Genomic DNA, 25,103 nt, shown 5'->3' on the forward strand with positions numbered 1-25,103 from the left:
ACAAGAGATGCCTCTCCTCACCCAGCCCCTGCCCGAGGGGCTCAGCCAGGACGCGATGGACGACGAGGTCGCCAAGGCACGGGATGCCTCGGCCGGCGCGCACCATCCGCCGCGCGACTACCCGCCCTACCGCAGCAGCCACTTCCGCCACCCCAAGCGCCCCTTGGTGCCGCTGCGTGACCCGGAGGCGGTGGAGCTGAGCGGTCCTGCGTTCGGTGTCACCGACGTGACCGACCTGGACCGCGACCTGACGCGGCAGCACCCGGGCGAGCCGCTGGGCGAGCGGATCACGGTGAGCGGCCGGGTCCTCGACCGCCTGGGACGTCCCGTGCGCGGCCAGCTGGTCGAGCTGTGGCAGGCCAACGCATCGGGGCGGTACGCCCATCAGCTCGACCGGCACCCGGCGCCCCTCGACCCGAACTTCACGGGCTTCGGCCGCTGCCTGACCGACGACGACGGCACCTACTCGTTCACGACCATCAAGCCGGGCGCCTATCCGTGGCGCAACCACGTCAACGCCTGGCGCCCCGCGCACCTGCACTTCTCGCTCTTCGGGACGGCGTTCGCCCAGCGGCTCGTGACGCAGATGTACTTCCCCGGCGACCCGCTCTTCCCGTACGACCCGGTGCTTCGCTCGGTGACCGACGAGTCGGCGCGGCAGCGCCTCGTCTGCGCGTACGACCACGACCTGTCCGTCCCCGAGTGGTCGCTCGGCCACCGCTGGGACATCGTCCTCGACGGCCCGTCCGCCACGCTCTTCGAGGAAGGTGACCAGCACTGATGCACGCTCCCACGCCCTCCCAGACCGTCGGCCCCTTCTACGGGTACGCGCTGCCCTTCCCGCGCGGCGGCGACGTGGCGCCCACCGGGGATCCGGACGCCATCACCCTGCACGGGTACGTGCTCGACGGCGCCGGGCAGCCGGTGCCGGACGCCCTGATAGAGACCTGGCAGCCCGCACCGGACGGCACGCGCGCGGGGACGCCCGGCTCGCTGCGGACCGATCCCGTCTCGGGACGGCTCGTGGGGCGCGACGGTGTCGCGTTCACCGGGTTCGGCCGCGTCCCGACCGACGCGGACGGGCACTGGGCGGTGCGGACGCTGCCGCCGGGCGGCGTCTCGTACATCTCGCTCGCCGTCTTCGCCCGCGGGCTGCTGCACCACCTGTACACGCGCGCGTACTTGGTGGACGAGCCCGGCGACGCGCTGCTCGGCTCCCTGGACGCGGAGCGGCGCGCCACGCTCGTCGCCCGGGGCGAGGCCCCGCGCACGTACCGGTTCGACATCCACCTCCAGGGGGAGGACGAGACGGTCTTCCTGGAGTTCCCTGTGGGGCCCGCGTGAGCGGCCTGTTCGCACCCGGCTCGGCGGGCTCCCCGGCCGCAGCGGCGACCTCCGACGGCGCCTTCCTGGCAGCCCTGCTGACCGTGGAGGCCGCACTGGCCCGGGCGCAGGCGGCGGTGGGCCTGGCGCCCGTGGAGGCCGCGTCGGCCGTGACCGAAGCCGCCGCGGACGTCGACCGGTTCGACGCGCGGGACATCGCGCTCCGCGCGCGGGACGGCGGAAATCCGGTGATCCCGCTGGTGGCGGATCTGACGGCGGCGGTGCCCGCCGGAGCCGCGCCCTACGTCCACCGGGGCGCGACCAGCCAGGACATCCTGGACTCGGCCCTGATGCTGCTGTCGGCGCGTGCGCTGGACCTGATCCTCACGGACCTGGCCCGCACCGAGCGTGCCCTCGCCCGGCTGGCCTCGGCACACCGGGACACCGTGATGCCGGGCCGCACCCTCACCCAGCACGCGGTTCCCACGACGTTCGGTCTGAAGGCGGCGGGCTGGCGTTCCCTGGTCCTCGACGCCCGGGACCGGGTGGCGGGGGTGCGCGGGAGCCTGCCGGCGCAACTGGGGGGTGCGGCGGGTACGTTGGCGGCCTTCCGCGTGTACGAGGAGAGCGTGCCGGCGAGTGGGCCCGCGAGAGACGGCGGGGAGTCGCCGGTGCCGGCCCAGGCATCGCAGAGGCCGGCCGGGGACCCGCTGGGCCAGGCCGGAGCTTCTCTGGTCGGCGCCTTCGCCCGCGAACTCGGCCTGAGCGCGCCACCGCTGCCCTGGCACGCCCTCCGTACGCCCCTGGCCGACCTCGCCTCCGCCCTCGCCCTCACCACGGGCGCCCTCGGCAAGGCGGCGACCGATGTGCTGACCCTCTCCCGGACGGAGATCGCCGAGGTGTCCGAGGGCGCGGGCGGCGGGTCCTCCGCCATGCCGCACAAGGCCAACCCCGTGCGCGCCACCCTCATCGCCGCGGCCGCGCATCGGGCGCCCGCCCTCGCGGCGACCCTGTACGGCTCGCTGACCGCGGGGGACGAGCGGCCCGCGGGGGCCTGGCACGCCGAGTGGGAGCCGCTGCGCGACCTGCTGCGGCTGGCCGGCGGCGCGGCCCGGGACGCGGCGGAGCTCGCCGAGGGGCTGCGCGTGCACCCCGGGACGATGCGCGCCCACCTGTATCTGACCGGCGGGCTGATCGTCTCCGAGCGGCTGACGGCCGAGCTCACGCCGCTGCTCGGGCAGGCCAGGGCCAGGGAACTGCTGACCCGGGCGGCCCGGCGCACCCACGACGAGGGACGGACGCTCGCGGAGGTCCTGGGCGATGAGCCCCTTCTCAAGGATGTCGACCTGACCGAGCTCACCGACCCCACGCACTACACCGGTTACGCCGGTGCTCTCACCGACCGTGCCCTGGAGCGACGTTGACCATCGAACCGAGCGGCGGGCTGCCGCACCACACCGTCGAGGGAGCGGGCACCGCGCCCCCGCTCCTCCTCGGCCCCTCCCTGGGCACCTCCGCCGCCCTGTGGGACGCCGTGGCGCCCGAGCTCGCCACCGCGCACCGGGTCGTGCGCTGGGACCTGCCGGGCCACGGCCGCTCCCCCGCCGACCTGATCGGGCCCGGCGCGACGGTCGCCGACCTCGCCGGACTCGTCCTCGCGCTCGCCGACTCGCTCGGCATCGACCGCTTCGCGTACGCGGGGGTCTCGCTCGGCGGCGCGGTGGGGCTGCAGTTGGCGGCCCGGCACCCCGAACGCGTCACGAGCCTCGCTGTGATCTGCTCGTCGGCGCACTTCGGGGGCGCGCGGGCATGGCGGGAGCGGGCCGCGCTGGTGCGCCGGGAGGGCCTGGCGGGGCTCGCGGAGTCGGCGCCGGGACGGTGGTTCACGCCGGGGTTCACCGTGCCCGCCCTCGTGGCGGACCTGCGGTCGGCCGACCCGGGCGCGTACGCCGCGTGCTGCGACGCCCTGGCCGCGTACGACCTGCGCGAAACGCTGGCGTCGATCCGTGTGCCGACTCTGGTCGTCGCCGGGCGTGCGGACCCCGCGACGCCGCCGGCCCACGCGCGCGAGATCGCCGACGCCGTGCCAAGTGCCTCCCTCATGGAACTCTCGGGCGCCTCGCACCTGGCCCCCGCCGAGCGGCCCGACGCCGTCGTGACGGCCCTGCGCGGCCACTTCGAGGGCGCGCCGAGGGGCGGAGCGGCCGTGCGGCGCGCGGTGCTCGGAGACGCGCACGTGGACCGCGCGCAGGCGAACACGACCGCGTTCACGGCCCGGTTCCAGGACTTCGTCTCGCGCTACGCGTGGGGCGAGATCTGGACCGACCCCACGCTGGCGCGCCGCGAGCGCAGCATGATCACGATGACCGCGCTGGTCGCCCACGGCCACCTCGACGAGCTGGCGATGCACGTCCGTGCCGCCCGCGGGATCGGTCTCACAGCCGAGGAGATCGGCGCGGTGCTGCTGCAGAGCGCCGTCTACTGCGGGGTGCCCGCGGCCAACGCTGCGTTCGCGGTGGCGCAGCGCGTGCTCGCGGAGGAGGGGGGCGGGAAGGGCGCGGGGGCGCAGTGACGTCGAGGTCTACAGCTCGGCGCGGGCCGTGCACAGGGAGCGCAGGTGGGCGAGGCTCCGCTCGGCCAGCGGCCGCAGGTCCGGGGCCACGGCGCGGGCGTCGGCCCGCAGGCGGTCCACGGCGCCGGGGCCGAGGGCCCGCGCCGCCTCGGTGGCGAAGGAGGGCTCGGCGAGCCAGTCGTCCAGGAGACCGGGCGTGACCTCCAGATGGAACTGCAGCCCCCAGGCGGCAGGCCCCGCACGGAACGCCTGGCACTCGGTGGTGGCGGTGCGGGCCAGGACGCGGGTGCCGGGCCCGGGCACGATGCGGTCGCCGTGCCAGTGGAGCACGGCGGGCGCGTCGGCCAGGGGTCCGACGACCGGGTCGTGCCGGTCCACGTCGTGCAGCGGGGACCAGCCGATCTCGTCGGCCTGTCCGAGCTCGGCACCGGGCCGGACGGCCAGGCCCTGCGCGCGGGCGAGGAGCTGGGCGCCGAGACAGACGCCCAGCGTGGGGACCTCGTCCCGCAGCGCCTCGACCAGGAGGTCCCGCTCCAGCTTCAGGCCGGGGTGCCCCGCCAGGTCGTCGGCGTTCATGGGTCCGCCCATGACGACGAGCCCCGCCAGGTCGGCCGCGGCGGGCAGCTCGCCCGCCGAGACGCCCGGCCCGTCGGGCAGCATCCGCACGTCGACGTCGAGCCCGCTGCCGGCCAGCGCGTCCAGGATCAGCCCGGGCCTCTCGACCTCGACGTGCTGGAGGATCAGGACGGTACGCGCGGGCATGGAGAGCTCTCCTCGGAGGCTGGGCGTGAGGCGTCAAAGGGACGCGGTGAAACGGGCTTCCACCCTAACGTGGCAGCTCAGAGGCCCTGACCACGCCCACGGAGACCGAATGGGCGCACACCGTCGGCGACAGCGGACCCTCACCCCTCACCCCTCGCCCCCCCGTCAGCGCGCCCCGTACACCGGCTGCGGCGCCTCGGCTTCGGCGAGCAGTTTCCGTGCCGTGTCGCCCGCCTCCGCGGGGGACCAGCGGGCGCCCTTGTCCGCGGTGGGGCCGGGGCGCCAGCCCTCCACGACGGTGATGCGGCCCGCCTCGGCCTCGAAGACCCGGCCCGTGACCCCGGCGGAGCCCGGGGAGCCGAGCCAGACGACGAGCGGGGACACGTTCTCAGGAGCCATCGCGTCGAAGGCGCCGTCCTCGGGGGCGGCCATCGTGTCGGCGAAGGTCCGCTCGGTCATCCGGGTCCGGGCGGCGGGCGCGATGGCGTTCACACGCACTCCGTAGGAGCCCAGTTCGGCGGCGGCGACCAGGGTGAGGCCCAGGATGCCGGCCTTGGCGGCGCTGTAGTTGCCCTGTCCCACGCTGCCCAGCAGGCCGGCGCCGGAGCTGGTGTTGACCACGCACGCGTGCACGGCGCGACCGGCCTTCGCCTCCGCACGCCAGTGTGCGCCCGCGTGCTTGAGGGGAAGGAAGTGCCCCTTGAGGTGGACGCGCATCACGGCGTCCCAGTCGTCCTCGTCGAGGTTGACCAGCATCCGGTCACGCAGGAAGCCCGCGTTGTTGACGAGGGTGTCGAGGCGGCCGTACGTGTCGAGGGCGGTGCGCACCAGGGACGCGGCACCCTCGGACGTCGCGATGTCGCCGCCGTGCGCGACGGCGTCGCCACCCGCCGCGCGGATCTCCTCGACGACCTCGTGGGCGGGCCCGCCGGAGTTTCCCGATCCGTCGGGCCCGACACCGAGGTCGTTGACGACGACGCGGGCCCCTTCGGCCGCGTACGCGCGCGCGTGGGCGCTGCCCAGGCCCCGGCCCGCGCCGGTGACGATCACGACGCGGCCCTCGCAGAGCCCGGACTTGGCAGCTGACGTCATGGCAGAACTCCTCGGGTGCGTTCAGTGGTTGACGGACGCCTCGGCCAGGAACGCGGGGCGTTCGCCGCCGCCGTGCAGGTGGAGCGCGGCGCCGCTGATGTACCGGGCGCGGTCGGAGGCGAGGAACACACAGGCGTCGCCGACGTCGGAGGGGTCGGCGAGACGGCCCAGCGGGACGGTGCGGGCGACGCGCGCGATGCCCTCCTCGTCGCCGTAGTGGAGGTCGGCGCTCTCGGTGCGGGCGAGGCCGAGGACGACCGTGTTGACGCGTACGGCGGGGGCCCATTCCACCGCCATGGTCCCCGCGAGGTTCTCCAGGCCCGCCTTCGCGGATCCGTAGGCTCCGCTGCCGGGTGAGGGCCGGGTCCCGCTGACGCTGCCGATCATCGTGATGCTGCCGCCCGCACCCTGACCCCGCATCACCTTGTGCGCGGCGAGGGAGGCGTACAGCGGGGCCAGCAGGTTCAGCTCGACGATCTTGGCCTGCCGGGCCGGGGAGGATGCCGCGAGCAGCCCGAACGGGGTGCCGCCCGCGTTGTTCACGAGGGCGTCCACCGCGCCGTGGTCCGCGGCCACTTCGGCGAAGAAGGCCTCGGCCGCCGCCGCGTCCCGCAGGTCGAGGGGCCTGAACTCGGCGCTCTCACCCGCCTCTTCGACGGGCTCGTCCGGCTCTCTGCGGGCGCAGATGACGACGCGCGCCCCCGCGGCGAGGAAGCTCCGGGCGATTCCGGCACCGACGCCGCGGGTGCCGCCGGTCACGACGACCACCTGTCGTGTGTCAGTCATCGCTGCTACCTTTCCAACTAACAAATGTTTGGTTGAAGGCGTGTGGTCGAAAGGTAGCGGATCCTCTGATGTCTGTCTCCACCTCCGTCCCGGACAAGGGCGTGGCCGTCGTCACCGTCGACTACCCACCCGTCAACGCCCTTCCCGTACAGGGTTGGTACGACCTGGCCGACGCCGTGCTCGCCGCCGGGCGTGACCCCGGGACGCGCTGCGTCGTCCTGGCCGCCGAGGGCCGGGGGTTCAACGCGGGCGTGGACATCAAGGAGATGCAGCGCGACACCGGCCACACCGCGCTGATCGGCGCCAACCGCGGGTGCTACGCCGCGTTCTCGGCCGTGTACGAGTGCGAGGTGCCCGTCGTCGCCGCCGTGCACGGCTTCTGCCTGGGCGGCGGCATAGGCCTCGTGGGGAACGCGGACGCGATCGTGGCCGGCGACGACGCCACCTTCGGCCTGCCCGAGCTGGACCGGGGAGCGCTCGGCGCGGCCACGCATCTGGCCCGCCTCGTGCCGCAGCACCTGATGCGCGCCCTGTACTACACCTCGCGGACCGCCACCGCCGCCGAGCTGCACGCGCACGGCTCGGTGTGGCGGGTCGTCCCGCGCGCGGAACTGCGCGAGGCCGCCCTGGAACTGGCGCGGGAGATCGCCCGCAAGGACGGCACCCTGCTGCGCTTCGCGAAAGCCGCGATCAACGGCATCGACCCCGTGGACGTGCACCGCAGCTACCGCTTCGAGCAGGGCTTCACCTTCGAGGCGAACCTGAGCGGCCTGGCCGACCGCATCCGTGAGGACTTCGGGACGCAAGGGGAGGGCGGGGCATGAGCGAGCGGACCGACAAGAGGATGACGCCCGACGAGATCGTGGGGCGCCTGACCAGCGGGATGACGCTCGGCATCGGCGGCTGGGGCTCGCGCCGCAAGCCGATGGCGCTGGTGCGCGCGCTGCTGCGCTCCGACGTGCGGGACCTGACCGTCGTCTCGTACGGCGGCCCGGACATCGGCCTGCTGGCCGCCGCGGGCCGGATCCGCAAGCTGGTCACGGCGTTCACGACCCTCGACTCCATTCCCCTGGAGCCGCATTTCCGGGCGGCACGCGAGCGGGGCGCCTTCGAACTCGTCGAGCTGGACGAGGCGATGTTCATGCAGGGGCTGACCGCGGGCGCCCAGCGGCTGCCGTTCCTGCCGATCCGCGCGGGCCTCGGCTCGGACGTACTGCGGGTCAACCCGCATCTGCGCACGGTCACTTCGCCCTACGAGGACGGCGAGGAACTCGTCGCCGTGCCCGGGCTGCGGATGGACGCGGCCCTGGTCCACATGAACCGCGCCGACCGCTACGGCAACGGCCAGTACCTCGGCCCCGACCCCTACTTCGACGACCTGTTCTGCGAGGCCGCCGACACCGCGTACGTCTCGTGCGAGCGCATCGTCGACTCCGCCGAACTCACCGCGCACGCGGCGCCCCAGACGATGCTCGTCTCCCGGCACGCGGTGACCGGCGTGACCGAGACGCCCAAGGGCGCCCACTTCACGTCCTGCGTGCCCGACTACGGCCGCGACGAGCCCTTCCAGCAGGCCTATGTCACAGCGGCGGCCGACGCCGGGGCCTGGGACGCCTTCCGGAGTCGTTTCCTCGACGGCACCGAGCAGGACTACCACCTGGCCGTCCAGACCTGGCACAAGGAGCAGCGATGACGCGGCACTCCCCCGTGGCGAAGACGACGGACGAGCCCGCCGAGACCCCCTCGGCGACCCCGGCGGCCCCCACCCGCGCCGAGTACTGTGTGATCGCCTGTGCGGAGGCCTGGCGGGACAGCGGCGAGATCCTCGCCTCCCCCATGGGCACGATCCCGTCCGTCGCGGCCCGCCTCGCCAAGCTGACCTTCTCCCCCGAACTGCTGCTCACGGACGGCGAGGCCCTGCTCATCGGCGACGTCCCCGCGGTCGGCTCCGCGTCGGCGGTGACCGAGGGATGGCTGCCGTACCGCAGGCACCTGACGATGGTGATGGGCGGCCGACGCCACGTGATGATGGGCGCGAGCCAGATCGACCGCTTCGGCAACCAGAACATCTCGTGCATCGGCACCTGGGAACGGCCCAAGCGCCAGCTCCTGGGAGTGCGCGGCGCCCCGGTCAACACACTGAACAACCCGGTGAGTTACTGGATCCCACGGCATTCGACGCGGGTGTTCGTGGAGAAGGTCGACATGATCAGCGGCGTCGGGTACGACAGCGCGGCAGCGGCGGGGCCCTCCGCGACCCGCTTCCACGACCTGCGCCGGGTCGTCTCCGATCTCGGCGTCTTCGACTTCGCGACGCCCGGTCACGCGATGCGCCTGGTCTCCCTGCACCCCGGCGTCAGCCTCGACCAGGTCCGCGAGGCCACCGGGTTCGCCCTCGTCGTGCCGGACGACGTCGCCTGCACGCGCGAGCCGACCGCCGAGGAATTGCGGCTGATCCGGGACGTGGTGGACCCCCGGGGTCTGCGCGACCGCGAGGTGCGTCCGTGACCGGGGCACCGCCCCCGCCGCTGCCCGGGGTCCCCACCCTGGAGACCGCGCTGACGGAGCTGGTCGGCGTCCGGCATCCGATCGTGCAGACCGGCATGGGCTGGGTGGCGGGCCCCCGTCTGGTCTCCGCGACGGCGAACGCGGGGGCCCTCGGGATCCTCGCCTCCGCGACCATGACGGTCGAGCAGCTGCGCGGCGCCGTCCGCGAGGTCACGTCCCGTACGGACGCGCCCTTCGGCGTCAATCTGCGGGCCGACGCGGGCGACGCGCGGGACCGCGTCCGGGTCATCGTCGAGGAGGGCGTGCGCGTCGCGTCGTTCGCTCTCGCACCCTCCAAGGAGCTGATCGCCGAGCTCAAGGACGCGGGCGTGGTCGTCATCCCCTCGATCGGCGCCCGCAGGCACGCCGAGAAGGTCGCCGCGTGGGGCGCGGACGCCGTGATCGTGCAGGGCGGCGAGGGCGGCGGCCACACCGGTGAGGTCGCCACGACCGTGCTGCTCCCGCAGGTCGTCGACGCGGTGGACATCCCCGTGATCGCGGCGGGCGGCTTCTACGACGGACGGGGCCTCGTCGCGGCGCTCGCCTACGGCGCCGCGGGCGTGGCCATGGGCACCCGCTTCCTGCTCACCTCGGACTCGACGGTGCCGGACGCGGTCAAGGCCCGCTATCTGGCCGCCACCGTCAAGGACGTCACGGTCACCACGCGCGTGGACGGTCTCCCGCACCGGATGCTGCGCACGGAGCTGGTGGCGGGCCTGGAGAGGTCGGGCCGGCTGGCCTCGCTGGCGCGTGCGGTGCGGCACGCGGCGGAGTTCCGGAAGGTCTCCGGGATGGGGTGGCGTGCGATGGCCCGCGACGGCCTCGCGATGCGGCACGGCAAGGACCTCACCTGGAGCCAGGTCCTCCTCGCGGCGAACACGCCCATGATGCTCAAGTCGGCGATGGTGGACGGCCGTCCGGAGGCGGGCGTGATGGCTTCGGGCCAGATAGCGGGGCTGATCGAGGACCTGCCCTCGTGCGCGGAGCTGGTGGAGCGGGTGATGGTGGAGGCGGGCGAGACGGTGGACCGCCTCAAACCGCTCTGAAACCGCCGCTCCGCCGAACCTCCCACCACCCCGCGCCTCAGCCCTGAACCGCGGCCCCGGCCGTCAGCGCCGGACGAGTGAGAGGTGGTCCAGCGCCCGGTCGGCCAGACCGTCCGCCCCGCACGTCCGTGCCAGCGTCAGGCCGCGCTCCAGCTCCGCGGCCGAGTCCGCGGCGATGCCGTACTCGACGCGGGCCACCGCGTGTTCGTACGCGCAGGGCGAGGCCTCCAGATAGCCGGCCGCCTGCCGGTACAGGGCGACCGAGCGCGATCCGGTCTCCAGCGCGGCCGCGCACCGCAGGGCCTCGCCGATCGCGGTGTCCGTGCCGAACCGCTCGGCCTGCATGCGGGCGTCCGAGACAAGGTGCGCCGCCCGGTCGGGGTCCTCGTGGGCCAGGGCGCGGGCGAGGTCGTACGCCCACGGCGCGAGGACGGTGTTGTACTGGCCGCGGGCGGTCAACGCCTTCGCGGTGGCCTCCAGTTCGTTCAGCCCGTCCTCCGTGCGCCCGAGGGCCAGCAGGAGCCTGCCGCGGACGGACGGCGCGTCCGGGACGTAGATCGTGGAGGCGGAGGGCGGCGCGAAACCGTACCGGTCGGCGACGGCACCCGCCTCCTCGACGTGGCCGCGCGCCAGGAGCGTGTCGATGAGCATGCTGGCCGCCTCCCAGTGCATCGGCAGGCCCTGCCCGACGCGGTCCGCCAGGCGCAGGCTCTCGCGCAGCGAGCGCTCGGCGTCGGTGAGCCGTCCGCGCCTGCGGTACACGTAGCCGAGGAAGGCGTGCGAGAGGGCGAGGTGCCCGCCGCTCCAGCCCGCCGTCTCGTACGCCCGCACGGCCTCGGTGAACAGGCTCTCCGCGCGGTCGAGTCGGTCCGAGAAGGCGTACGAACCGCCCAGCATCAGGCGCAGTTCGAAGCTCCACTCGGGGTCGGTCCAGCCGAGTCCGGGTGCGAGGCGGCCGTTGACGAGGGCGCGGTCGCAGAGCTCGACGACGAGTTCGGCGCTCTCACCGCGGGTCATGGCGTCGAAGGCACGCAGGATGAGCAGGGCGCGCTCGGCGTTGTCGCGGCCCCTGAGCGGACCTGCGAGTGTGGCGAGCCGCCGCGAGCGTCCCGGCGAGTCCTCCTCGCCCGCGTGGATGCCCTCCCACATGTAGTGCACGGCCTGCAGGCGCAGCCGCGCGGGTCCCGGTTCGAGCCGGCTCGCCTCCTCGGCGACGGCCCGCAGGCCCTCCTCCAGCTGGTCGTTGTGGACGAGGGCCTGGGAGAGACGGCAGACCGCGTCGACGCGCAGCTCTTGGTCGAGGCCGCGCATGGACAGCGCGTCGCGCAGGTGCCCGATGGTGGTGACGGGCGAGGTCAGGAGGGTGGCACAGCCCAGTTCGTAGCGCACGCGCGCGTGGATCTCGGGCAGCGGCGGTTCGCGCAGGGCCCGCTCCAGGCACCGGCGGGCCGCGTCGGGCGCGCCCACGGCGAGGTGTTCGGCGGCGGCCTGGCGCAGCTGCTCCACCAGTTCGGGGTCGTCGTCCGGGTGGACCTCCAGGAGGTGCCGGGAGGCGGCCGCGGCGCCGAGGCCGGAGTGGGTGACGACGGAGGCGGCCTGGCCGTGCATCGCGGTGCGGGTGGCCGACGGGATGGAGCGGTAGACCGTACTGGCGATCAGCGGGTGGACGAACTCCAGGCCCTCGTCGCCGCTGAGCAGGATGCGCGCCGTGCACAGGCGCTCCGCGCAGCGCTCGGCGTTGTCGGGTGCCATGCCGGCCAGTGAGGCGGCCAGGTCGACGGAGATGGCGCTGCCGAGGATGGCGGCGGCCCAGGCGAAGCGGGTGGCGTCGGTACCGAGGCCTTCGAGACGGGCGACGAGGCCGCGGCCGCGTGCCGAGCGGTTGAGGGCGCGCAGTTCGTCGGCGGAGCCCTCCACCGGTTCGAGGTCGCTGTCCTGCACTTTGGCGAGCAGTTCGACGGACTCGTACGGATTGCCGCCGGTGACCGCCCAGACCTCGCGGCAGAACGGGGCGTCGGCGTGCTCGCCGAGGGTGGCGCGGGTCAGGCCCGCGGCGGCGTCCGGGGTGAGGGCGCGCAGGGTGGTGAACGAGCGGGCCTCGGCGGCGACCGTCGCCAGATGGCGGGCGCTGTCGCCGGAGGCCTCGCCGGGCCTGCGGGCGAGCACGACGAGGACGGGCAGTTCGTCCAGGCGCCGGGCGAACGTGGCGAGCCAGTGCAGCGTTTCCTGGTCGGCCCAGTGGACGTCGTCGATGAGGAGGACGAGCGGCCAGTGCAGTCGGGCCAGCCGGGAGACCGCCTCGACCAGGCCGTCACAGACGCCCTGCGGGTCGGCCTGCCGCCCGCCGGGCTCGGCTATGCCGAGCGCGGGTCCCGCGATGTCGTAGCAGTCGCCGAAGTAGTCGCGGGCCTCGTCGGGGGTGAGGTGGACGAGGGCGGGCTGCAGGAGTTGGCGTACGACGTTGAAGGGGACGGAGGTGACCGTCTCGCCGCCGCGGGCGGACCAGACCGTGGCGCGGCCCTCCGCGACGCGGCGCACTTCGGCGAGGAGCGCCGTCTTGCCGATGCCCGCCTCACCGCTGAACGCGATCAGGCCGCCCGCGGTCGTCGAGTCCGCGCAGAGCTGCTCGACGGCCTGGGCCGCCGCGGCGAGTTCGACGTCGCGCTCCCACAGCGGGGCCCAGGCGGATCCTCCGGGCCGTCCCTGTGTCATCGCGCTACCTCCCGGGATCGCTCAATCGACGTACAGAAGTCGAGACTAGCCGGGTCGGAGCCGTGATGGTGCGCGGTCCGGGCAGGTACTCCCGCAAGGGGTGAGGAAGAGTCCACATCGCGGACGGCCGCGGCGGCCCGCGGGACGCTCAGAGGCGTTCGACGATGGTCACGTTGGCCTGGCCGCCGCCTTCGCACATGGTCTGGAGTCCGAACCGGCCGCCGGTGCGCTCCAGTTCGTGCAGGAGGGTCGTCATCAGCTTGACGCCGGTCGCGCCGAGGGGGTGGCCGAGTGCGATCGCGCCGCCGTTGACGTTGACCTTCTCCGGGTCCGTGCCGGTCTCCTTCAGCCAGGCGAGGACGACGGGGGCGAAGGCCTCGTTGATCTCGACGAGGTCGATGTCGTCCATGCTCATGCCGGTCTTCTTGAGGGCGTACGCCGTGGCGGGGATCGGCGCGGAGAGCATCCGGATGGGGTCCTCGCCCCGTACGGAGAGATGGTGGATGCGGGCCCGGGGCGTCAACCCGTGTTCCCGCACGGCCCGTTCGCTCGCGATGAGCAGCGCCGCGGCGCCGTCGGAGACCTGTGAGGAGCAGGCGGCGGTGATCGTGCCGTCGTCGAGAACGGGCCGCAGGCCCGCCATCTTCTCCAGAGTCGTGTCGCGCCGCGGCCCCTCGTCGGTGGTGACCTCGCCGTAGGCGGTCAGTTCGCGGTCGAAGCGGCCCTCGTCGATGGCACGGACCGCCCGCCGGTGCGAGCGGAGCGCGAACTCCTCCATGTCGCGGCGGGATATCCCCCACTTCTCGGCGATCAACTGGGCACCGTGGAACTGGTTCACGGGCAGGTCGCCGTAGCGGGCGCGCCAGCCCTGGCTGCCCGCGTACGGACCCTCGGTGAGGCCGAGGGGTTCGGCGGCCTGGCGGGAGGCGAAGGCGATGGGGATCATCGACATGTTCTGCGTGCCGCCGGCGACGACGAGGTCCTGGGTGCCGGAGAGGACGCCCTGCGCCGCGAAGTGGACGGCCTGCTGGGACGATCCGCACTGCCGGTCGATGGTCACGCCGGGCACTTCTTCGGGGAGTCCGGCCGCCAGCCAGCTGGTGCGGGCGATGTCGCCGGCCTGTGGTCCGACCGTGTCCAGGCAGCCGAAGACGACGTCCTCGACGGCGGCGGGGTCGACGCCGGTGCGCTCGACGAGCGCCGTGAGGACGTGGGCCCCCAGGTCGGCGGGGTGGACCTGGGAGAGCCCTCCCTTGCGCCTGCCGACGGGGGTGCGGACCGCTTCGACGATGTAGGCCTCGGCCATGACTGCGTACTCCTCGGTCGTGGGGCGCCGTGCGACGGCGCGACGGCTACGTGCGTACGGAGATGCCGTCCAGGACCATCGACAGGTACTGACGGGCGATCTCCTCGGGGCTGTGGCCGCCGCCGGGGCGGTACCAGGACGCGGCGACCCAGACGGTGTCGCGCACGAAGCGGTAGGCGAGCCGGACGTCCAGGTCGTCGCGGAAGACGCCTTCCGCGACGCCCCGTTCCAGCGTGGTGAGCCAGGCCTTCTCGAAGCGCTGCTGCGAGTCCGACAGGTACTGGAAGCGCTGCTGGGCGACCAGGTGCTTGGACTCCTTCTGGTAGATCGCGACGGCGGCGCGGTGCCGGTCGATCTCCCGGAAGGACTCGGTGACGAGGGCTTCGAGCGTCTCGCGGGGGCCGAGCTGGGCCTGGAGCACGGTGTCGTACCCGTCCCACAGCTCGGTGAGGAAGGAGCGGAGGATCTCTTCGAGCATCGACTCCTTGGAGTCGAAGTGGTAGTAGAGGCTGCCGGCGAGCATGCCCGCGGCATCGGCGATCTTGCGGACCGTGGTGGCGTTGTACCCCTGCTCGGCGAAGACGTCGGCGGCGATGCCGAGGAGTTCGCGACGCCGCTCCGGCGAGGGGCTCACCTGGGCCTTCTTCTTGCTGGTGTGCTGTTTCGGATTCGACACACGGTCATTCTCCGCCTAGGCGTGCTGGCTGCTGACCGAGACCGTCTCCCCGGTCATGTACGAGGAGTAGCCGCTGGCCAGGAAGACGATGACGTTGGCTATCTCCCACGGCTCGGCGTACCGGCCGAACGCCTCGCGCGCGGTGAGCTCTTCGAGGAGCTCGGGCGAGGTGACCTTCGCGAGGTGGGGGTGCATGGCGAGGCTGGGCGAGACCGCGTTGACCCGGATGCCGTGGGGGGCCGCCTCGAGCGCGGCGCACCGGGTGAGGGCCATGACGCCCGCCTTCGCCGCGGCGTAGTGCGCCTGTCCGGCCTGGGCGCGCCAGCCGAGCACGGAGGCGTTGTTCACGATCACGCCGCCCCGGCCGGCGGCCCGCAGGCGGCGCAGCGCGGCGCGGGTGGAGCGGAACGTGCCGTTCAACGTGACGTCGATGACCTTGTCCCACTGGTCGTCGGTCATCTCGGTGAGCTCGGCGGTGCCGCCGAGGCCCGCGTTGTTCACCACGATGTCGAGGTGGCCGTGGTGCCGCTCCGCCAGGTCGAACAGCGCGTGGATCTGGCCCGCGTCGGTGACGTCGCAGGGCATGCCGTCGACCCGGTCGGCGCCGAACTCCTCGGCGAGCGCGGCCACCGACTCCTTGGTGCGCCGGGCGTGCGCGTCGCCGATGACGACCCGCGCGCCCTCCTCGAGGAAGCGGCGGGCGGTGGCGCCGCCGATGCCGGCCCCGGCGGCGGCCGTGATCACGGCGGTGCGTCCCGCGAGCAGGTCGTGCGCGGGCACGTAGGCGGGTGCGTCCATGGGCGGCTCCCCGATTCTGGATTCAGACCCTCGACTGCGGTACGCCCTTCAGGCTAATCTACCAAACACTTGTTAGGGAAGGGCTTCCGGCCACGATACCGGAATCGATCCGCCGGTCCGCCCGCCCCTGAGTCGACGCATCGAAGAGGTGGGCCACTGATGGACCTCGACTTCACCGCCGGGGAAGGGGAGTTCAGGCAGCGGGCGCGCGACTGGCTCGCCGCGCACGTGCCGGCCGTGCCGCTGCCCTCGCTGGAGACCGAGGAGGGTTTCGCGGCGCACCGGGAGTGGGAGCGCACGCTCGCGGCCGACCGCTGGTCGGTGGTGTCCTGGCCCGAGGAGTACGGCGGGCGGGGCGTCGACATCGTCGAGTGGCTGGTGTTCGAGGAGGAGTACTACGCGGCGGGGGCCCCGGGCCGCGTCTCGCAGAACGGCATCAACCTCCTCGCGCCGACCCTGTTCGACTTCGGCACCGAGGAACAGCGCGCGCGGGTGCTGCCCTCCATGGCGACCGGCGAGGTCATCTGGGCGCAGGCCTGGTCGGAGCCCGAGTCCGGCTCCGACCTCGCGTCCCTGCGCTCCACCGCACGGCGCACGGAGGGGGGTTGGCTGCTCAGCGGGCAGAAGACCTGGTCGTCGCGGGCCGCGTTCGCCGACCGCGCGTTCGGCCTGTTCCGCAGCGCGCCCCCCGAGGAGACCAAGGACCGCCCGCACCGGGGCCTCACGTATCTGATGTTCCCCCTCGACGCGGAGGGGGTGACGGTCCGTCCCGTCGGACGCCTGGACGGCAAGCCCGCCTTCGCCGAACTCTTCCTGGACGACGTGTTCGTGCCCGACGAGGACGTCATCGGCGAGCCAGGGCAGGGCTGGCGGATCGCCATGTCCACCACGGGCAACGAACGCGGTCTCACCCTGCGCTCCCCCGGCCGGTTCCTCGCCGCCGCCGACCGGCTGACCCTGCAGTGGCGGGAGCGGGCGGACCCGGCCGACACGGCACTGCGCGACCGGGTCGCCGACGCCGTCATCGGGGCGCGCGCCTACGAGCTGTTCACCTGGGCCAACGCCTCGCGGTTCCTGGCCGGGGAGACGATCGGCGCCGAGTCCAGCCTGAACAAGGTCTTCTGGTCCGAGTACGACATCGCGCTGCACGAGACGGCACTCGATCTGCTCGGCGCGGACGGCGAACTGACCGACGGCGCACCGGCGGACGGCCCCGACTGGGCCGAGGGGTACGTCTTCGCGCTCGCCGGGCCCATCTACGCCGGCACGAACGAGATCCAGCGCGACATCATCGCCGAGCGGCTGCTCGGCCTGCCGAAGGGACGCCGCTGATGAGGTTCCTCCTCGACGACGAGCAGCGGGAGTTCGCCCGCTCCCTGGACGCGATGCTGACGGCGGCCGACACGGCGGCGGCCACGCGCGCGTGGGGCCTGGGCGAGCACGCTCCGGGGCGCGCGGTGTGGGCGCGGCTCGCGGACGCGGGGGTCTTCGCGCTCGCCGTCCCCGAGGAGTACGAGGGTGTGGGGCCGCTGCCCGTGGAAACCGCGCTCGCGCTGGTCGAGTGGGGACGGCACGCGGTGCCCGGCCCGGCCGTCGAGACGGTGGCGTCGGCGGCGCTCCTGACCCGCCTCGCCGAGAACGGGGAACGAGGACCGGCCAAACGGTTCCTGTCCCTGCTGGCGTCGGGCACGTCGAGCGCGACGCTGACGCTGCCCGCGGAGCTGCCCGGCGCGGGACCGCTCGCCCTGGACGCGGACGCGGCGGACCTCATCCTGACCGTGACGGACGGCGAGTTGCGGCTCGCCCCCGGACACGCGCGCGTGCGCCGGTCCCTGGACGCCGCACGGCGCCTCGCCGCGCCGCTGCCCGGCGGGGAGTTGCTCGCCTCGGGCCCCGCGGTGAGCGCCGCGGCACGGCACGCGGCCGACTGGGCGGCGCTCGCCACGGCCGCGCAGTCGCTCGGCGTCGGGCTCGCACTGCTCGAAAGGACCGTGGCTCACGTCAAGCAGCGCACCCAGTTCGGGGCGCCGATCGGCACGTTCCAGGCCGTCAAGCACCGGCTCGCGGACGTCTTGGTGCGCCTGGAGTTCGCGCGGCCGATGGTGTTCGGCGCCGCGACGACCATGGCGCCGGCCGATGTCGCCGCCGCCAAGGTGACGGCGGGCGAGGCGGCGTACGGGGCGGCCCGCGCCGCGCTGCAGCTGCACGGGGCGATCGGGTACACGGCGGAGTTCGACCTGTCCCTCTGGCTCACCAAGGCGCGGGCGCTGCGCGGCGCCTGGGGGGACCCGGGGGTGTGGCGGGCGCGGGTCCTGGCTTCGCGCGCGTGAGGGAGCGCCACGCGTGAAGGACGCGAGCCCGGCGCGCGACCCGGCCGCGTGACTCCGCGGGGCCCGCACCCGGTGCCGCTTTTCCGGGAACAGGAGTCGCCCGCGGCCCCCGGGATGCGATGATCAAGCACATTGGTGAGCCGACCGAGAAGGAGGCCACACGTGCGCGTGATCGGGCTCATGTCAGGGACCTCGTACGACGCGATCGACGCGGCAGCCGCCGATCTGACCCTCGACGGCGATCGTCTGATCCTCTCCCCCCTCGGGCTGATCAGCCGTGGCTACGACGAGGGCCTGCGCGCGGACCTCACGGCCGCGCTGCCGCCCGCCGCGACCACGCTCGCCGAGGTCTGCCGCCTGGACACCCGCATCGGCCGGGCCTTCGCCGCCGCCGCGGTCGAGGCGGACCGCGAACTATGCGACGGGCAGGCCGAGCTGGTCGCCTCGCACGGGCAGACCGTGTACCACTGGGTGGCCGACGGGCAGGTGCACGGCACCCTGCAGATCGGGCAGCCCGCGTGGATCGCCGAGGCGACCGGCCTGCCCGTGGTCGCCGACTTCAGGCCCCGCGACATCGCGGCGGGCGGCCAGGGCGCGCCGCTGGTCAGCCTGGTGGACCGGATGTGGCTGCGCGGCAGGACCGGCACACCCGCCGCGCTGAACCTCGGCGGCATCGCCAACATCACCGCCGCGGACGGCACCGCCTTCGACACCGGCCCCGCCAACGCCCTGATCGACGCGGCGGTGCGCGAGGCGACGGACGGACGCCTCGCCTACGACCCGGAGGGCGAACTGGCCACCCGCGGCACGGTCGACGAGGGACTCCTGGCGCGACTTCTGGCCGAGCCCTACTACGCGCTTCCCGCGCCGAAGACGACGGGCAAGGAGCTCTTCCATCTGCCCTATCTCCGAGTGGCGCTCACGGGGTACGAGAAGCTCCCCGCCGAGGACGTCGTCGCCACGCTCACCCGCCTCACCGCCCGCACGGTGGCCGATGCCGTCCGCTCGGTGGGCGCGTCCGAGGTGATCGTGTCCGGCGGCGGCACCCGCAACCCCGCACTGATGGCCGTCCTGCGGACGGAGTTGGGCGGCGGGGTCGTGCTGCGCACCTCCGACGAACTCGGCCTGCCCTCCGCGGCGAAGGAGGCGTACGCCTTCGCGGTCCTCGGCTTCCTGACCCTGCACGGGCTCGCCGGCACCGTGCCCGCGAGCACGGGGGCGCGGCACGCGAGCGTGCTGGGCTCGATCACCCCGGGGCGTGCGGGGATGCCGTGGCCCGAGCCGGTCGAGGGGGACCGGGGGCCGGTGCGGCTCGTGGTCAACGGCCATGGGCGCGGGGGCCGGTAGACCGGTAGAGGGGACCGGATTCGACGGGCCCCTCTCATCCGCCTTTCACGCGGGGCTCATACGCTGGCGTCCATGACCCATATGACTCCCCCAGGCTGGTACTCCGACCCCGGCCAGACCGCCGGCGGTCCTCCCACCGAGCGCTGGTGGGACGGGACCGTGTGGACGGACCAGGTGCGGGCCGCCGCCGGCACCGCGACGTACCCGACCGCGCCGGCCTTTCCGGCCCATCCCGGTCAGGCCCCGGCCCCCCGCCGCACCCTGCGCGTGGCGATAGCCGCGGGCGTGGTCCTCGTCGTCCTCGCGGGGATAGGCGGGGGCGTGTACGCCCTCACGGCGGACGACGACGGGGACGGCGGCGACTCCGCCGTCAGGGAGCCGTCGGTGGGTGCCCCGCAGGCTCCCGGATCGCCCGAGTCGCCTACGGACCCGCAGCAGAGCCCGGGTCCCGATGGGCCGCAGGACCCCGAGCAGGACCCCGGCTTCGCGAGCGACCTCGTGAACGGCATCAAGATCCCCGTGCCGGACGGCTGGAAGGGCGGGAGCACCCGGTACGGCGCCGGGGCGCAGACGGACCCCATCCCCTGCCCCGGCAACGCCAAGGACCAGTGCACGCGCGGCAGCGCGTTCTCCCAGTCGGCGAAGCAGCTGAAGATCGACGCCAAGACCCCGGAGGCGGCCGCCAAGGCGGACATCAAGAAGAACGCCAAGGAGGGTTACGGCGGCAAGACCTACGGCAAGATCACCTCGCACGAGGTGCTGGCCTCCGAGTCCATCACCGTGGCGGGACAGAAGGGCTATTACGTCCGCTGGAAGGCGGTCACGGAGAAGAGCGACGACGGCTACGTCGAGTCGCTCGCGTTCCCCTCCCCCGCCGACAAGTCGAAGCTCGTCATCGTCCGCATGGGCATCGACGTCAACGACAAGGCCCCGTCGCAGTCGGCCATGGACAAGATCGCCGAGGGCATCAAGGCCGGCCCCGTCGGCAAGCCCGGTGGCGGCAACGGCCAGGACGTCTAGGCGGCACGGGTGACCTCCTGACGCAGCGGACCGGGCGGGGTTCCTCGCCGCTCAGGAGGAACCCCGTCCGGCCCGGGGGTGCGCGCCGCCCCCGTCCCCACGGTGCGGCGCGGGCAGGCCCGGGTCCCGTCATCCGACAGACCCGGGCCCGCGATCAGGGGAGGCCCAGTGCGGGAAGCACACAGGCCTCGACGAAACGGGTGAGGTACTCCCCGTCGGCGGCCGCGCCCTCCAGAATCGGCCTGGCCCGCAGGACGCCGAACAGCTGCACCGCGAGGAACTCCACCGCCGGGTGCCCCTCGGGGATCTCGCCGCGGTCGACGCCCCGGCGGACGATCGCGGCCACGGCCTGGAGCTCCGGCTCGACCAGCGTCTCGCGCAGCGCCCGCTGCAGGTCCTCGTCCTGCAGGACCGCGTGGCTGAGCGCCTGGACCAGCATCGTGTCCCGGGCCGACTGCTCGCCCGCGACCCGTGCCGCCTCCCGCAGGTCCCCGGCGAGGCTCCCGGTGTCGATCCCGGCGAACCGGACACAGCGGTTGGCGCGCAGCGCGGCGGCCACGAACTGGGGCTTGGTCTTCCACTGCCGGTAGAGCGTGGACTTGCTGCACCTGGTGCTCGCGGCCACGCCTTCCATGGTCAGCGCGTCGTACCCGCACTCGCGGAGCTGGTCGAGGACGGCGTCGTAGAACTCCTGCTCACGCTCCGGCGTGATCTTCGAGCGGTTCGACGTCGACGTCATGGCTCTTCTCCTCGGTACGGCGGCCGATCGGCTCGATCGACACCTTTCGATACGTGAGTGTACCGGTACGCTTCCGTATCGGTACACTGGCGTATCGATGAGTGGGGCGATCCTCCGCTCAGCACCGCACCACCCAGTCATCACGCAAAGGGGCCGGGGGATGGAATCCCGAACCGAGCCTGCCGAACGGGAGCCGGACATACAGGTCCGGGAGCCGGGCGCGACCGTCGCCCGGAAGCCGGACACCTCTGCCCGACCGCCCCTCGTCCGCGAGCTCCTCCTCGTCGTAGGACTCTTCCTCGTCTACAAGTTCGGCAGGCAGCTCGCCAACGGCCACACCGCCGAGGCCTTCCACAACGCGCACCGCGTGTGGGACGCCGAGCGCACGCTGCGCCTGCCCGGCGAGGGCGCCGTGCAGGACGCCCTGCTCAGCAGCGACGGGCTGATCCACGTCGCGAACACCTACTACGCGGCCGTGCACTTCCCGGCGACGCTGCTGTTCCTGGTCTGGCTGTATCTGCGCCGCCCCCGGCACTACGTCTGGACGCGGCGGGTGCTCGCCGCGCTGACCGCGGCCGCCCTCGTGCTCCACCTCGGCTTCCCGCTCGCGCCGCCCCGGCTCCTGGACGCCACCCGCCTCGTGGACACCGCGCAGGTGTACGGGCCCTCGGTGTACGCCGCCAGGCCCGCGACCGACACGATGGCGAACCAGTTCGCGGCCATGCCCTCCCTGCACTTCGGCTGGGCACTGATGCTCGCCGTCGGCATGATCGCGGCGACCTCGTCGCGGTGGCGCTGGCTGTGGCTGCTGCATCCGCTGCTCACGCTGCTCGTCGTCATCGGCACCGCCAACCACTACTGGCTCGACGCGATCGTGGCGACCGCACTGCTCGGCATCGCGCTCGCGGTGATCCGGCTGCCGCGCCCCGGACACTCGCTGGTCGTGCGCCGCGCGGCGCCCGCCCGGCCACTGATCACCACGGGAGCCGGCCGATGAACGCCACCCTCCTCGCCGTCGCGCTCTCCCTGGTCTCGGCGGCCGCGTACGCCGCCGCCGCGGTCGCCCAGGAACGCCTCGCCTCGCGCGTCACCGAGGGCGAGAGCGGGGTCCTGCGGATGCTCGCGAGCGGCACCTGGTGGTCCTCGGTCGGGCTCAACGCCTCCGCGGCCCTGCTGCACGTGGCCGCCCTCAAGTACGGGCCGCTCACGCTGGTGCAGCCGTTGGGCGCGCTCACCCTCGTCGCCGCCGTGCCACTGGGCGCGCGGCTCGCGGGCCGCCGGGTCACGCGCCTGGAGTGGCGCGGCACGGGTCTCACGCTGATCGGCCTCGGCGCGCTGCTCCTGACCGCGTCGGGCCCCGCGCCCGACGACACGCTGACGGTGCCGGAGGCGCTGGCCGTGGCCGCGGCGACCATGACGGTCATCGGCGTCCTCTCCCGCCCCGGTACCCGGCCGGGGCTGCGGCACGCGACGGCGTCGGGCTTCGCCTCCGGGGTCGCGTCGGCGCTCACGCAGACCGTCACGGTCGCCGTGACGGACCGCTCGGGGCCGCTGTTCAGCCCGCAGGTGGTGATCGTGGCGCTGCTGGTCGCGATGTTCGCCGCCGGTGGCCTGCTGCTCTCGCAGACCGCCTACCGCGGGGGCCTCGGCGCACCGCTCGCCGTGGTGACGCTGGCCAACCCCGTGGCGGCCTCGGTCATCGGCGTGGCACTGCTCGGCGAGCGGCTCCAGGGCGGGGTCGGCGGGATCCTGCTGGCCGTGGCGGGCGCGGCGGTGGCGGCGGGCGGCGTGGTGGTGCTCACGCGGTCGCCGCGCACGGCGGCGGCCGGGACGGGACCGGAGTTCCTGGCGTCGATCCCCGGCCAGCCCGTGGAACCGCCCACGCTGCATCTGTCGCGGCCCTAGGGCCTGTCCTCACATTCCTGCCTGCCCCGCAGGGCCACGGCAGGAATGTGAGGACAGGCCCTGAGACTCAGGCGCTTTCGGCCATGACATCGTCCAGCCAGTCGTACACGCGGGCGAAGGCCAGGCGTTGGGCGCCCGCCTGGCAGTGCGCGTCCGCACCCAGTGCGGCGGGGAACTCCAGCAGCGTCTTGGGGCAGGTCAGGTGCTTGTGGAGCAGTTCGGGCTGGCCCTCGAAGAACACGTCGTCCGGGGCCGAGCAGACCAGGGTGGGGCAAGCGATCTTCTCGGCGATGCCGTCGCGCAGGTGATAGTCGAGGAAGGTGGCGAAGAGCCCGCGCGGGGTGTCGGCCCCCATGACGTACATGCCCTGGTCGACGAGCCAGCGGATCTTGGGACTGGCGGCCACGGCCGCCGCCACGGCGGCGTCGAGCTCGGGGTCGTGGCCGGCGCGCAGCCGCCGTTCTCCCTCGGCGCGGTCGAGGGACAGGAAGCCGGTGGCCATGTCGCCCAGGTCGTAGACGCCGTCGAGGGCGATGACGGCGGCGAGGCGGTGCTCGAAGGCCGCGGCGCGGGGTGCGAGCAGGCCGCCCATGCTGTTGCCCAGCAGGGCGATCCGGGCCGGGTCGACGTCGGGGCGGGTGAGGGCGTGGTCGAGGACGGGGCCGACCACGTTCTCCCAGTCGGGACGGAACGTCAGGCCGTGGTGGTGGCGGGTGCCCGGCTGGCCGGGGCCGTCGAAGGACAGGACGTTGTAGCCGCGCTCGACTGCCGCGGCGGCGCCGCCGAAGTGCATTTCCTCGGCCGTGCCGTCGAATCCGTTGAACATGACCACGGTCGGCCGGGCGGCGCCCGAGTCGTCGGCGCGGTACAGGTACCCGGGCAGCACGGTGTCCTCGTAGGGGATCTCCACCGGTTCGACGACCGGGGTGAACAGCGCGGCGGCCTGGCGGAAACACCGCACCGACGCGTCGTACGCGTGCAGGATGCGGGGGTCCGTGGCGTCGCCGTGCAGGAAGAACTCGGCGCTTCGGTAGTAGTTCGACGCCCGCAGGAAGGCGTCCCGGGCGCTGACGCGGTGTCCGCCGGCCAGGGCCGTACGCCCCTCGTCGGCCACCCGGTCGGCGGTGGCGAGCCACTCGTCGTGCCAGCTGTCGTAGTCGCCGGCGGTGATCCGCCGAGTGGTCACCACGACCTCTCCGAAGTCGGCGCCGCCGTAGGCGATGTGTCCGAAGGACCGCAGTGTCTCGAACCAGAACGAAGGGTTGTGCGGGAAGAACAGGGGCTCCATCGAGACTCCTAAAGCAGTTGTTGCCTGCGTTTAGTGGGACTGTAGGGCCGCGCAAACAACAAACGCAAGTCTCGACTGCGTTAAGGTGGGGATCATGGAGAAGCAACGAGAGCCGGCCCGTCGGCCCGGTGGCCGGGCGGCTCGCGTCCGCGCGGCAGTGCATCAGGCGGTCGCCGACCTGGCCGGCGACCGCGGGTACGGGAACTTCACCGTCGGCGACGTCGCCGCCCGCGCGGGCGTGGCCGACACGAGCATCTACCGCCGTTGGGGAAACCTGGAGGCCCTCCTCTCGGACGTGGCCATCACCCGGCTCACCACGGACTCCCCCACCCCCGACACCGGCAGCCTGGAGGGTGATCTGCGCGCCTACGCGGCAACTGCCGCCCGCGACGTCGCCGGGCCGGAGGGGATGGCGATACTGCGCCTGGCCATCTCCCTGTCCCACTCCGGGCAGCCGGGCCTGGAGGCCCGCGACGCGTTTCTCGCCGAGCGCGCCCGCCAGTTGCAAGCCATGCTCGACCGGGCCCGGGACCGAGGCGAACAGCCCCCGGACGTCCTCCAGGTGCTCGACCTCATCCTCTCCCCGATGTACATCCGCATCCTGTTCGGGACGGGCCCGCTCACTTCCGCCTACACCGACGAACTGGTCGACCGCCTGCTGTGCCTGCACACCGCCGCCGGAGGGGCGTGAGCCCTCGGGCCCCGGGCAGGAAAACGGCGTCGGGGGGGGGGGGGGGGAGGGGGGGGGGGGGGGGGAGGGGGGGGGGTGGGGGGGGGGGGGGGGGGGGGGGGGAGGGAGGGGGGGGGGGGGGGGGGGGGGGGGGGGGGGGGGGGGGGGGGGGGGGGGGGGTACG

At 73.7% G+C, this 25,103-nt stretch carries 24 protein-coding genes; 15 read left to right on the forward strand and 9 right to left on the reverse strand.

From position 1 onward, the window contains the following. Positions 1-55 precede the first annotated feature (55 nt). Genes pcaH through pcaDC form a run of 4 tightly spaced genes read left to right on the forward strand, consistent with a single transcriptional unit; the run spans position 56 to position 3,895 of the window. A complete protein-coding gene (gene pcaH, locus ACZ592_RS13635; protein WP_471581927.1) occupies positions 56-781 on the forward strand; it encodes a protocatechuate 3,4-dioxygenase subunit beta in 726 nt (241 codons plus the stop codon). Continuing rightward, positions 781-1,344 carry a protocatechuate 3,4-dioxygenase subunit alpha gene (pcaG, locus tag ACZ592_RS13640; RefSeq protein WP_471581696.1) on the forward strand — a complete coding sequence of 188 codons (564 nt, stop codon included), beginning with the start codon at positions 781-783 and terminating at the stop codon, positions 1,342-1,344. The genes pcaH and pcaG overlap by 1 nt, the downstream gene beginning before the upstream one ends. Then, on the forward strand, positions 1,341-2,747 hold the full coding sequence (locus ACZ592_RS13645; RefSeq protein WP_471581697.1) for a lyase family protein: 1,407 nt from the start codon (positions 1,341-1,343) through the stop codon (positions 2,745-2,747). The genes pcaG and ACZ592_RS13645 overlap by 4 nt, the downstream gene beginning before the upstream one ends. Next, a complete protein-coding gene (pcaDC, locus tag ACZ592_RS13650) occupies positions 2,744-3,895 on the forward strand; it encodes a bifunctional 3-oxoadipate enol-lactonase/4-carboxymuconolactone decarboxylase PcaDC (protein WP_471581698.1) in 1,152 nt (383 codons plus the stop codon). The genes ACZ592_RS13645 and pcaDC overlap by 4 nt, the downstream gene beginning before the upstream one ends. Before the next feature lie 9 nt (positions 3,896-3,904). Here the strand turns inward: pcaDC and ACZ592_RS13655 are convergent, their stop codons facing one another. The 3 genes from ACZ592_RS13655 to ACZ592_RS13665 all read right to left on the reverse strand — a co-directional run bounded on the left by ACZ592_RS13655 (position 3,905) and on the right by ACZ592_RS13665 (position 6,535). Further along, the gene (locus tag ACZ592_RS13655; protein WP_471581699.1) at positions 3,905-4,657 is read right to left on the reverse strand and encodes a type 1 glutamine amidotransferase; all 753 of its coding nucleotides are present in this window, start codon (positions 4,655-4,657) and stop codon (positions 3,905-3,907) included. Positions 4,658-4,822: 165 nt separating this feature from the next. After that, positions 4,823-5,749, reverse strand: a complete 927-nt coding sequence (locus ACZ592_RS13660) for an SDR family oxidoreductase (RefSeq protein ID WP_471581700.1) — start codon at positions 5,747-5,749, stop codon at positions 4,823-4,825. Between the two features lie 21 nt (positions 5,750-5,770). Further along, complete coding sequence (locus ACZ592_RS13665) at positions 5,771-6,535, reverse strand: SDR family oxidoreductase (RefSeq protein ID WP_471581701.1); 765 nt, start codon at positions 6,533-6,535, stop codon at positions 5,771-5,773. A 68-nt stretch (positions 6,536-6,603) separates the two neighbouring features. Between ACZ592_RS13665 and ACZ592_RS13670 the strand changes: the two genes are divergently transcribed. Genes ACZ592_RS13670 through ACZ592_RS13685 form a run of 4 tightly spaced genes read left to right on the forward strand, consistent with a single transcriptional unit; the run spans position 6,604 to position 10,128 of the window. Beyond that, positions 6,604-7,359, forward strand: a complete 756-nt coding sequence (locus ACZ592_RS13670; RefSeq protein ID WP_471581702.1) for an enoyl-CoA hydratase family protein — start codon at positions 6,604-6,606, stop codon at positions 7,357-7,359. After that, positions 7,356-8,228, forward strand: a complete 873-nt coding sequence (locus tag ACZ592_RS13675) for a CoA transferase subunit A (RefSeq protein ID WP_471581703.1) — start codon at positions 7,356-7,358, stop codon at positions 8,226-8,228. Before ACZ592_RS13670 ends, ACZ592_RS13675 begins: the two co-directional genes overlap by 4 nt. Further along, positions 8,225-9,043, forward strand: coding sequence for a CoA-transferase subunit beta (locus tag ACZ592_RS13680; protein ID WP_471581704.1), 819 nt, complete (start codon positions 8,225-8,227; stop codon positions 9,041-9,043). Before ACZ592_RS13675 ends, ACZ592_RS13680 begins: the two co-directional genes overlap by 4 nt. Before the next feature lie 38 nt (positions 9,044-9,081). After that, positions 9,082-10,128, forward strand: coding sequence for an NAD(P)H-dependent flavin oxidoreductase (locus ACZ592_RS13685; RefSeq protein WP_471581928.1), 1,047 nt, complete (start codon positions 9,082-9,084; stop codon positions 10,126-10,128). A 63-nt stretch (positions 10,129-10,191) separates the two neighbouring features. Here ACZ592_RS13685 and ACZ592_RS13690 read toward each other — a convergent pair whose 3' ends face one another. From ACZ592_RS13690 to ACZ592_RS13705, 4 genes are all read right to left on the reverse strand, one after another. Beyond that, the gene (locus ACZ592_RS13690) at positions 10,192-12,840 is read right to left on the reverse strand and encodes an ATP-binding protein (RefSeq protein WP_471581705.1); all 2,649 of its coding nucleotides are present in this window, start codon (positions 12,838-12,840) and stop codon (positions 10,192-10,194) included. Positions 12,841-12,988: 148 nt separating this feature from the next. Beyond that, entirely contained in the window at positions 12,989-14,146 is a 1,158-nt protein-coding gene (locus ACZ592_RS13695) for an acetyl-CoA C-acetyltransferase (RefSeq protein WP_471581706.1), read from the reverse strand. A gap of 46 nt (positions 14,147-14,192) precedes the next feature. Beyond that, positions 14,193-14,822, reverse strand: a complete 630-nt coding sequence (locus tag ACZ592_RS13700; protein ID WP_471581707.1) for a TetR/AcrR family transcriptional regulator — start codon at positions 14,820-14,822, stop codon at positions 14,193-14,195. 15 nt (positions 14,823-14,837) lie between these two features. Then, positions 14,838-15,620: an SDR family oxidoreductase gene (locus ACZ592_RS13705; protein ID WP_471581708.1), complete on the reverse strand. Its 783-nt coding sequence runs from the start codon at positions 15,618-15,620 to the stop codon at positions 14,838-14,840. Between the two features lie 159 nt (positions 15,621-15,779). Between ACZ592_RS13705 and ACZ592_RS13710 the strand changes: the two genes are divergently transcribed. The 4 genes from ACZ592_RS13710 to ACZ592_RS13725 all read left to right on the forward strand — a co-directional run bounded on the left by ACZ592_RS13710 (position 15,780) and on the right by ACZ592_RS13725 (position 20,317). Continuing rightward, entirely contained in the window at positions 15,780-16,952 is a 1,173-nt protein-coding gene (locus ACZ592_RS13710; RefSeq protein ID WP_471581709.1) for an acyl-CoA dehydrogenase family protein, read from the forward strand. Next, complete coding sequence (locus tag ACZ592_RS13715; RefSeq protein ID WP_471581710.1) at positions 16,952-17,950, forward strand: acyl-CoA dehydrogenase family protein; 999 nt, start codon at positions 16,952-16,954, stop codon at positions 17,948-17,950. The genes ACZ592_RS13710 and ACZ592_RS13715 overlap by 1 nt, the downstream gene beginning before the upstream one ends. Positions 17,951-18,112: 162 nt before the next feature. Further along, entirely contained in the window at positions 18,113-19,297 is a 1,185-nt protein-coding gene (locus ACZ592_RS13720) for an anhydro-N-acetylmuramic acid kinase (RefSeq protein ID WP_471581711.1), read from the forward strand. 72 nt (positions 19,298-19,369) lie between these two features. Next, complete coding sequence (locus ACZ592_RS13725; RefSeq protein WP_471581712.1) at positions 19,370-20,317, forward strand: DUF2510 domain-containing protein; 948 nt, start codon at positions 19,370-19,372, stop codon at positions 20,315-20,317. 154 nt (positions 20,318-20,471) lie between these two features. Here ACZ592_RS13725 and ACZ592_RS13730 read toward each other — a convergent pair whose 3' ends face one another. Continuing rightward, positions 20,472-21,056, reverse strand: coding sequence for a TetR/AcrR family transcriptional regulator (locus ACZ592_RS13730; RefSeq protein ID WP_471581713.1), 585 nt, complete (start codon positions 21,054-21,056; stop codon positions 20,472-20,474). Positions 21,057-21,216: 160 nt separating this feature from the next. On the opposite strand from ACZ592_RS13730, the gene ACZ592_RS13735 reads away from it, so the two are divergent. Continuing rightward, complete coding sequence (locus ACZ592_RS13735; RefSeq protein ID WP_471581714.1) at positions 21,217-22,053, forward strand: phosphatase PAP2 family protein; 837 nt, start codon at positions 21,217-21,219, stop codon at positions 22,051-22,053. Further along, positions 22,050-22,961 carry a DMT family transporter gene (locus ACZ592_RS13740; RefSeq protein ID WP_471581715.1) on the forward strand — a complete coding sequence of 304 codons (912 nt, stop codon included), beginning with the start codon at positions 22,050-22,052 and terminating at the stop codon, positions 22,959-22,961. Before ACZ592_RS13735 ends, ACZ592_RS13740 begins: the two co-directional genes overlap by 4 nt. A 67-nt stretch (positions 22,962-23,028) precedes the next feature. Here the strand turns inward: ACZ592_RS13740 and ACZ592_RS13745 are convergent, their stop codons facing one another. Beyond that, positions 23,029-24,249 carry an alpha/beta hydrolase family protein gene (locus ACZ592_RS13745; protein ID WP_471581716.1) on the reverse strand — a complete coding sequence of 407 codons (1,221 nt, stop codon included), beginning with the start codon at positions 24,247-24,249 and terminating at the stop codon, positions 23,029-23,031. 94 nt (positions 24,250-24,343) lie between these two features. On the opposite strand from ACZ592_RS13745, the gene ACZ592_RS13750 reads away from it, so the two are divergent. Continuing rightward, on the forward strand, positions 24,344-24,940 hold the full coding sequence (locus tag ACZ592_RS13750) for a TetR/AcrR family transcriptional regulator (RefSeq protein WP_471581717.1): 597 nt from the start codon (positions 24,344-24,346) through the stop codon (positions 24,938-24,940). Positions 24,941-25,103 lie beyond the last annotated feature (163 nt).

Source organism: Streptomyces sp. NPDC040622 (assembly GCF_055593965.1).

Bases quoted from the DNA above. Each gene is read 5' to 3' on its own strand.
- ACZ592_RS13725 (WP_471581712.1), top strand. From the start codon at position 19,370: ATGACCCATATGACTCCCCCAGGCTGGTACTCCGACCCCGGCCAGACC.
- ACZ592_RS13665 (WP_471581701.1), bottom strand. From the start codon at position 6,535: ATGACTGACACACGACAGGTGGTCGTCGTGACCGGCGGCACCCGCGGC.
- pcaH (WP_471581927.1), top strand. From the start codon at position 56: ATGGACGACGAGGTCGCCAAGGCACGGGATGCCTCGGCCGGCGCGCAC.
- ACZ592_RS13705 (WP_471581708.1), bottom strand. From the start codon at position 15,620: ATGGACGCACCCGCCTACGTGCCCGCGCACGACCTGCTCGCGGGACGC.
- ACZ592_RS13670 (WP_471581702.1), top strand. From the start codon at position 6,604: ATGTCTGTCTCCACCTCCGTCCCGGACAAGGGCGTGGCCGTCGTCACC.
- ACZ592_RS13690 (WP_471581705.1), bottom strand. From the start codon at position 12,840: ATGACACAGGGACGGCCCGGAGGATCCGCCTGGGCCCCGCTGTGGGAG.
- ACZ592_RS13750 (WP_471581717.1), top strand. From the start codon at position 24,344: ATGGAGAAGCAACGAGAGCCGGCCCGTCGGCCCGGTGGCCGGGCGGCT.
- ACZ592_RS13715 (WP_471581710.1), top strand. From the start codon at position 16,952: ATGAGGTTCCTCCTCGACGACGAGCAGCGGGAGTTCGCCCGCTCCCTG.
- ACZ592_RS13675 (WP_471581703.1), top strand. From the start codon at position 7,356: ATGAGCGAGCGGACCGACAAGAGGATGACGCCCGACGAGATCGTGGGG.
- pcaG (WP_471581696.1), top strand. From the start codon at position 781: ATGCACGCTCCCACGCCCTCCCAGACCGTCGGCCCCTTCTACGGGTAC.
- ACZ592_RS13730 (WP_471581713.1), bottom strand. From the start codon at position 21,056: ATGACGTCGACGTCGAACCGCTCGAAGATCACGCCGGAGCGTGAGCAG.
- ACZ592_RS13710 (WP_471581709.1), top strand. From the start codon at position 15,780: ATGGACCTCGACTTCACCGCCGGGGAAGGGGAGTTCAGGCAGCGGGCG.
- ACZ592_RS13695 (WP_471581706.1), bottom strand. From the start codon at position 14,146: ATGGCCGAGGCCTACATCGTCGAAGCGGTCCGCACCCCCGTCGGCAGG.
- ACZ592_RS13680 (WP_471581704.1), top strand. From the start codon at position 8,225: ATGACGCGGCACTCCCCCGTGGCGAAGACGACGGACGAGCCCGCCGAG.
- ACZ592_RS13745 (WP_471581716.1), bottom strand. From the start codon at position 24,249: ATGGAGCCCCTGTTCTTCCCGCACAACCCTTCGTTCTGGTTCGAGACA.
- ACZ592_RS13655 (WP_471581699.1), bottom strand. From the start codon at position 4,657: ATGCCCGCGCGTACCGTCCTGATCCTCCAGCACGTCGAGGTCGAGAGG.
- ACZ592_RS13740 (WP_471581715.1), top strand. From the start codon at position 22,050: ATGAACGCCACCCTCCTCGCCGTCGCGCTCTCCCTGGTCTCGGCGGCC.
- ACZ592_RS13660 (WP_471581700.1), bottom strand. From the start codon at position 5,749: ATGACGTCAGCTGCCAAGTCCGGGCTCTGCGAGGGCCGCGTCGTGATC.
- ACZ592_RS13735 (WP_471581714.1), top strand. From the start codon at position 21,217: ATGGAATCCCGAACCGAGCCTGCCGAACGGGAGCCGGACATACAGGTC.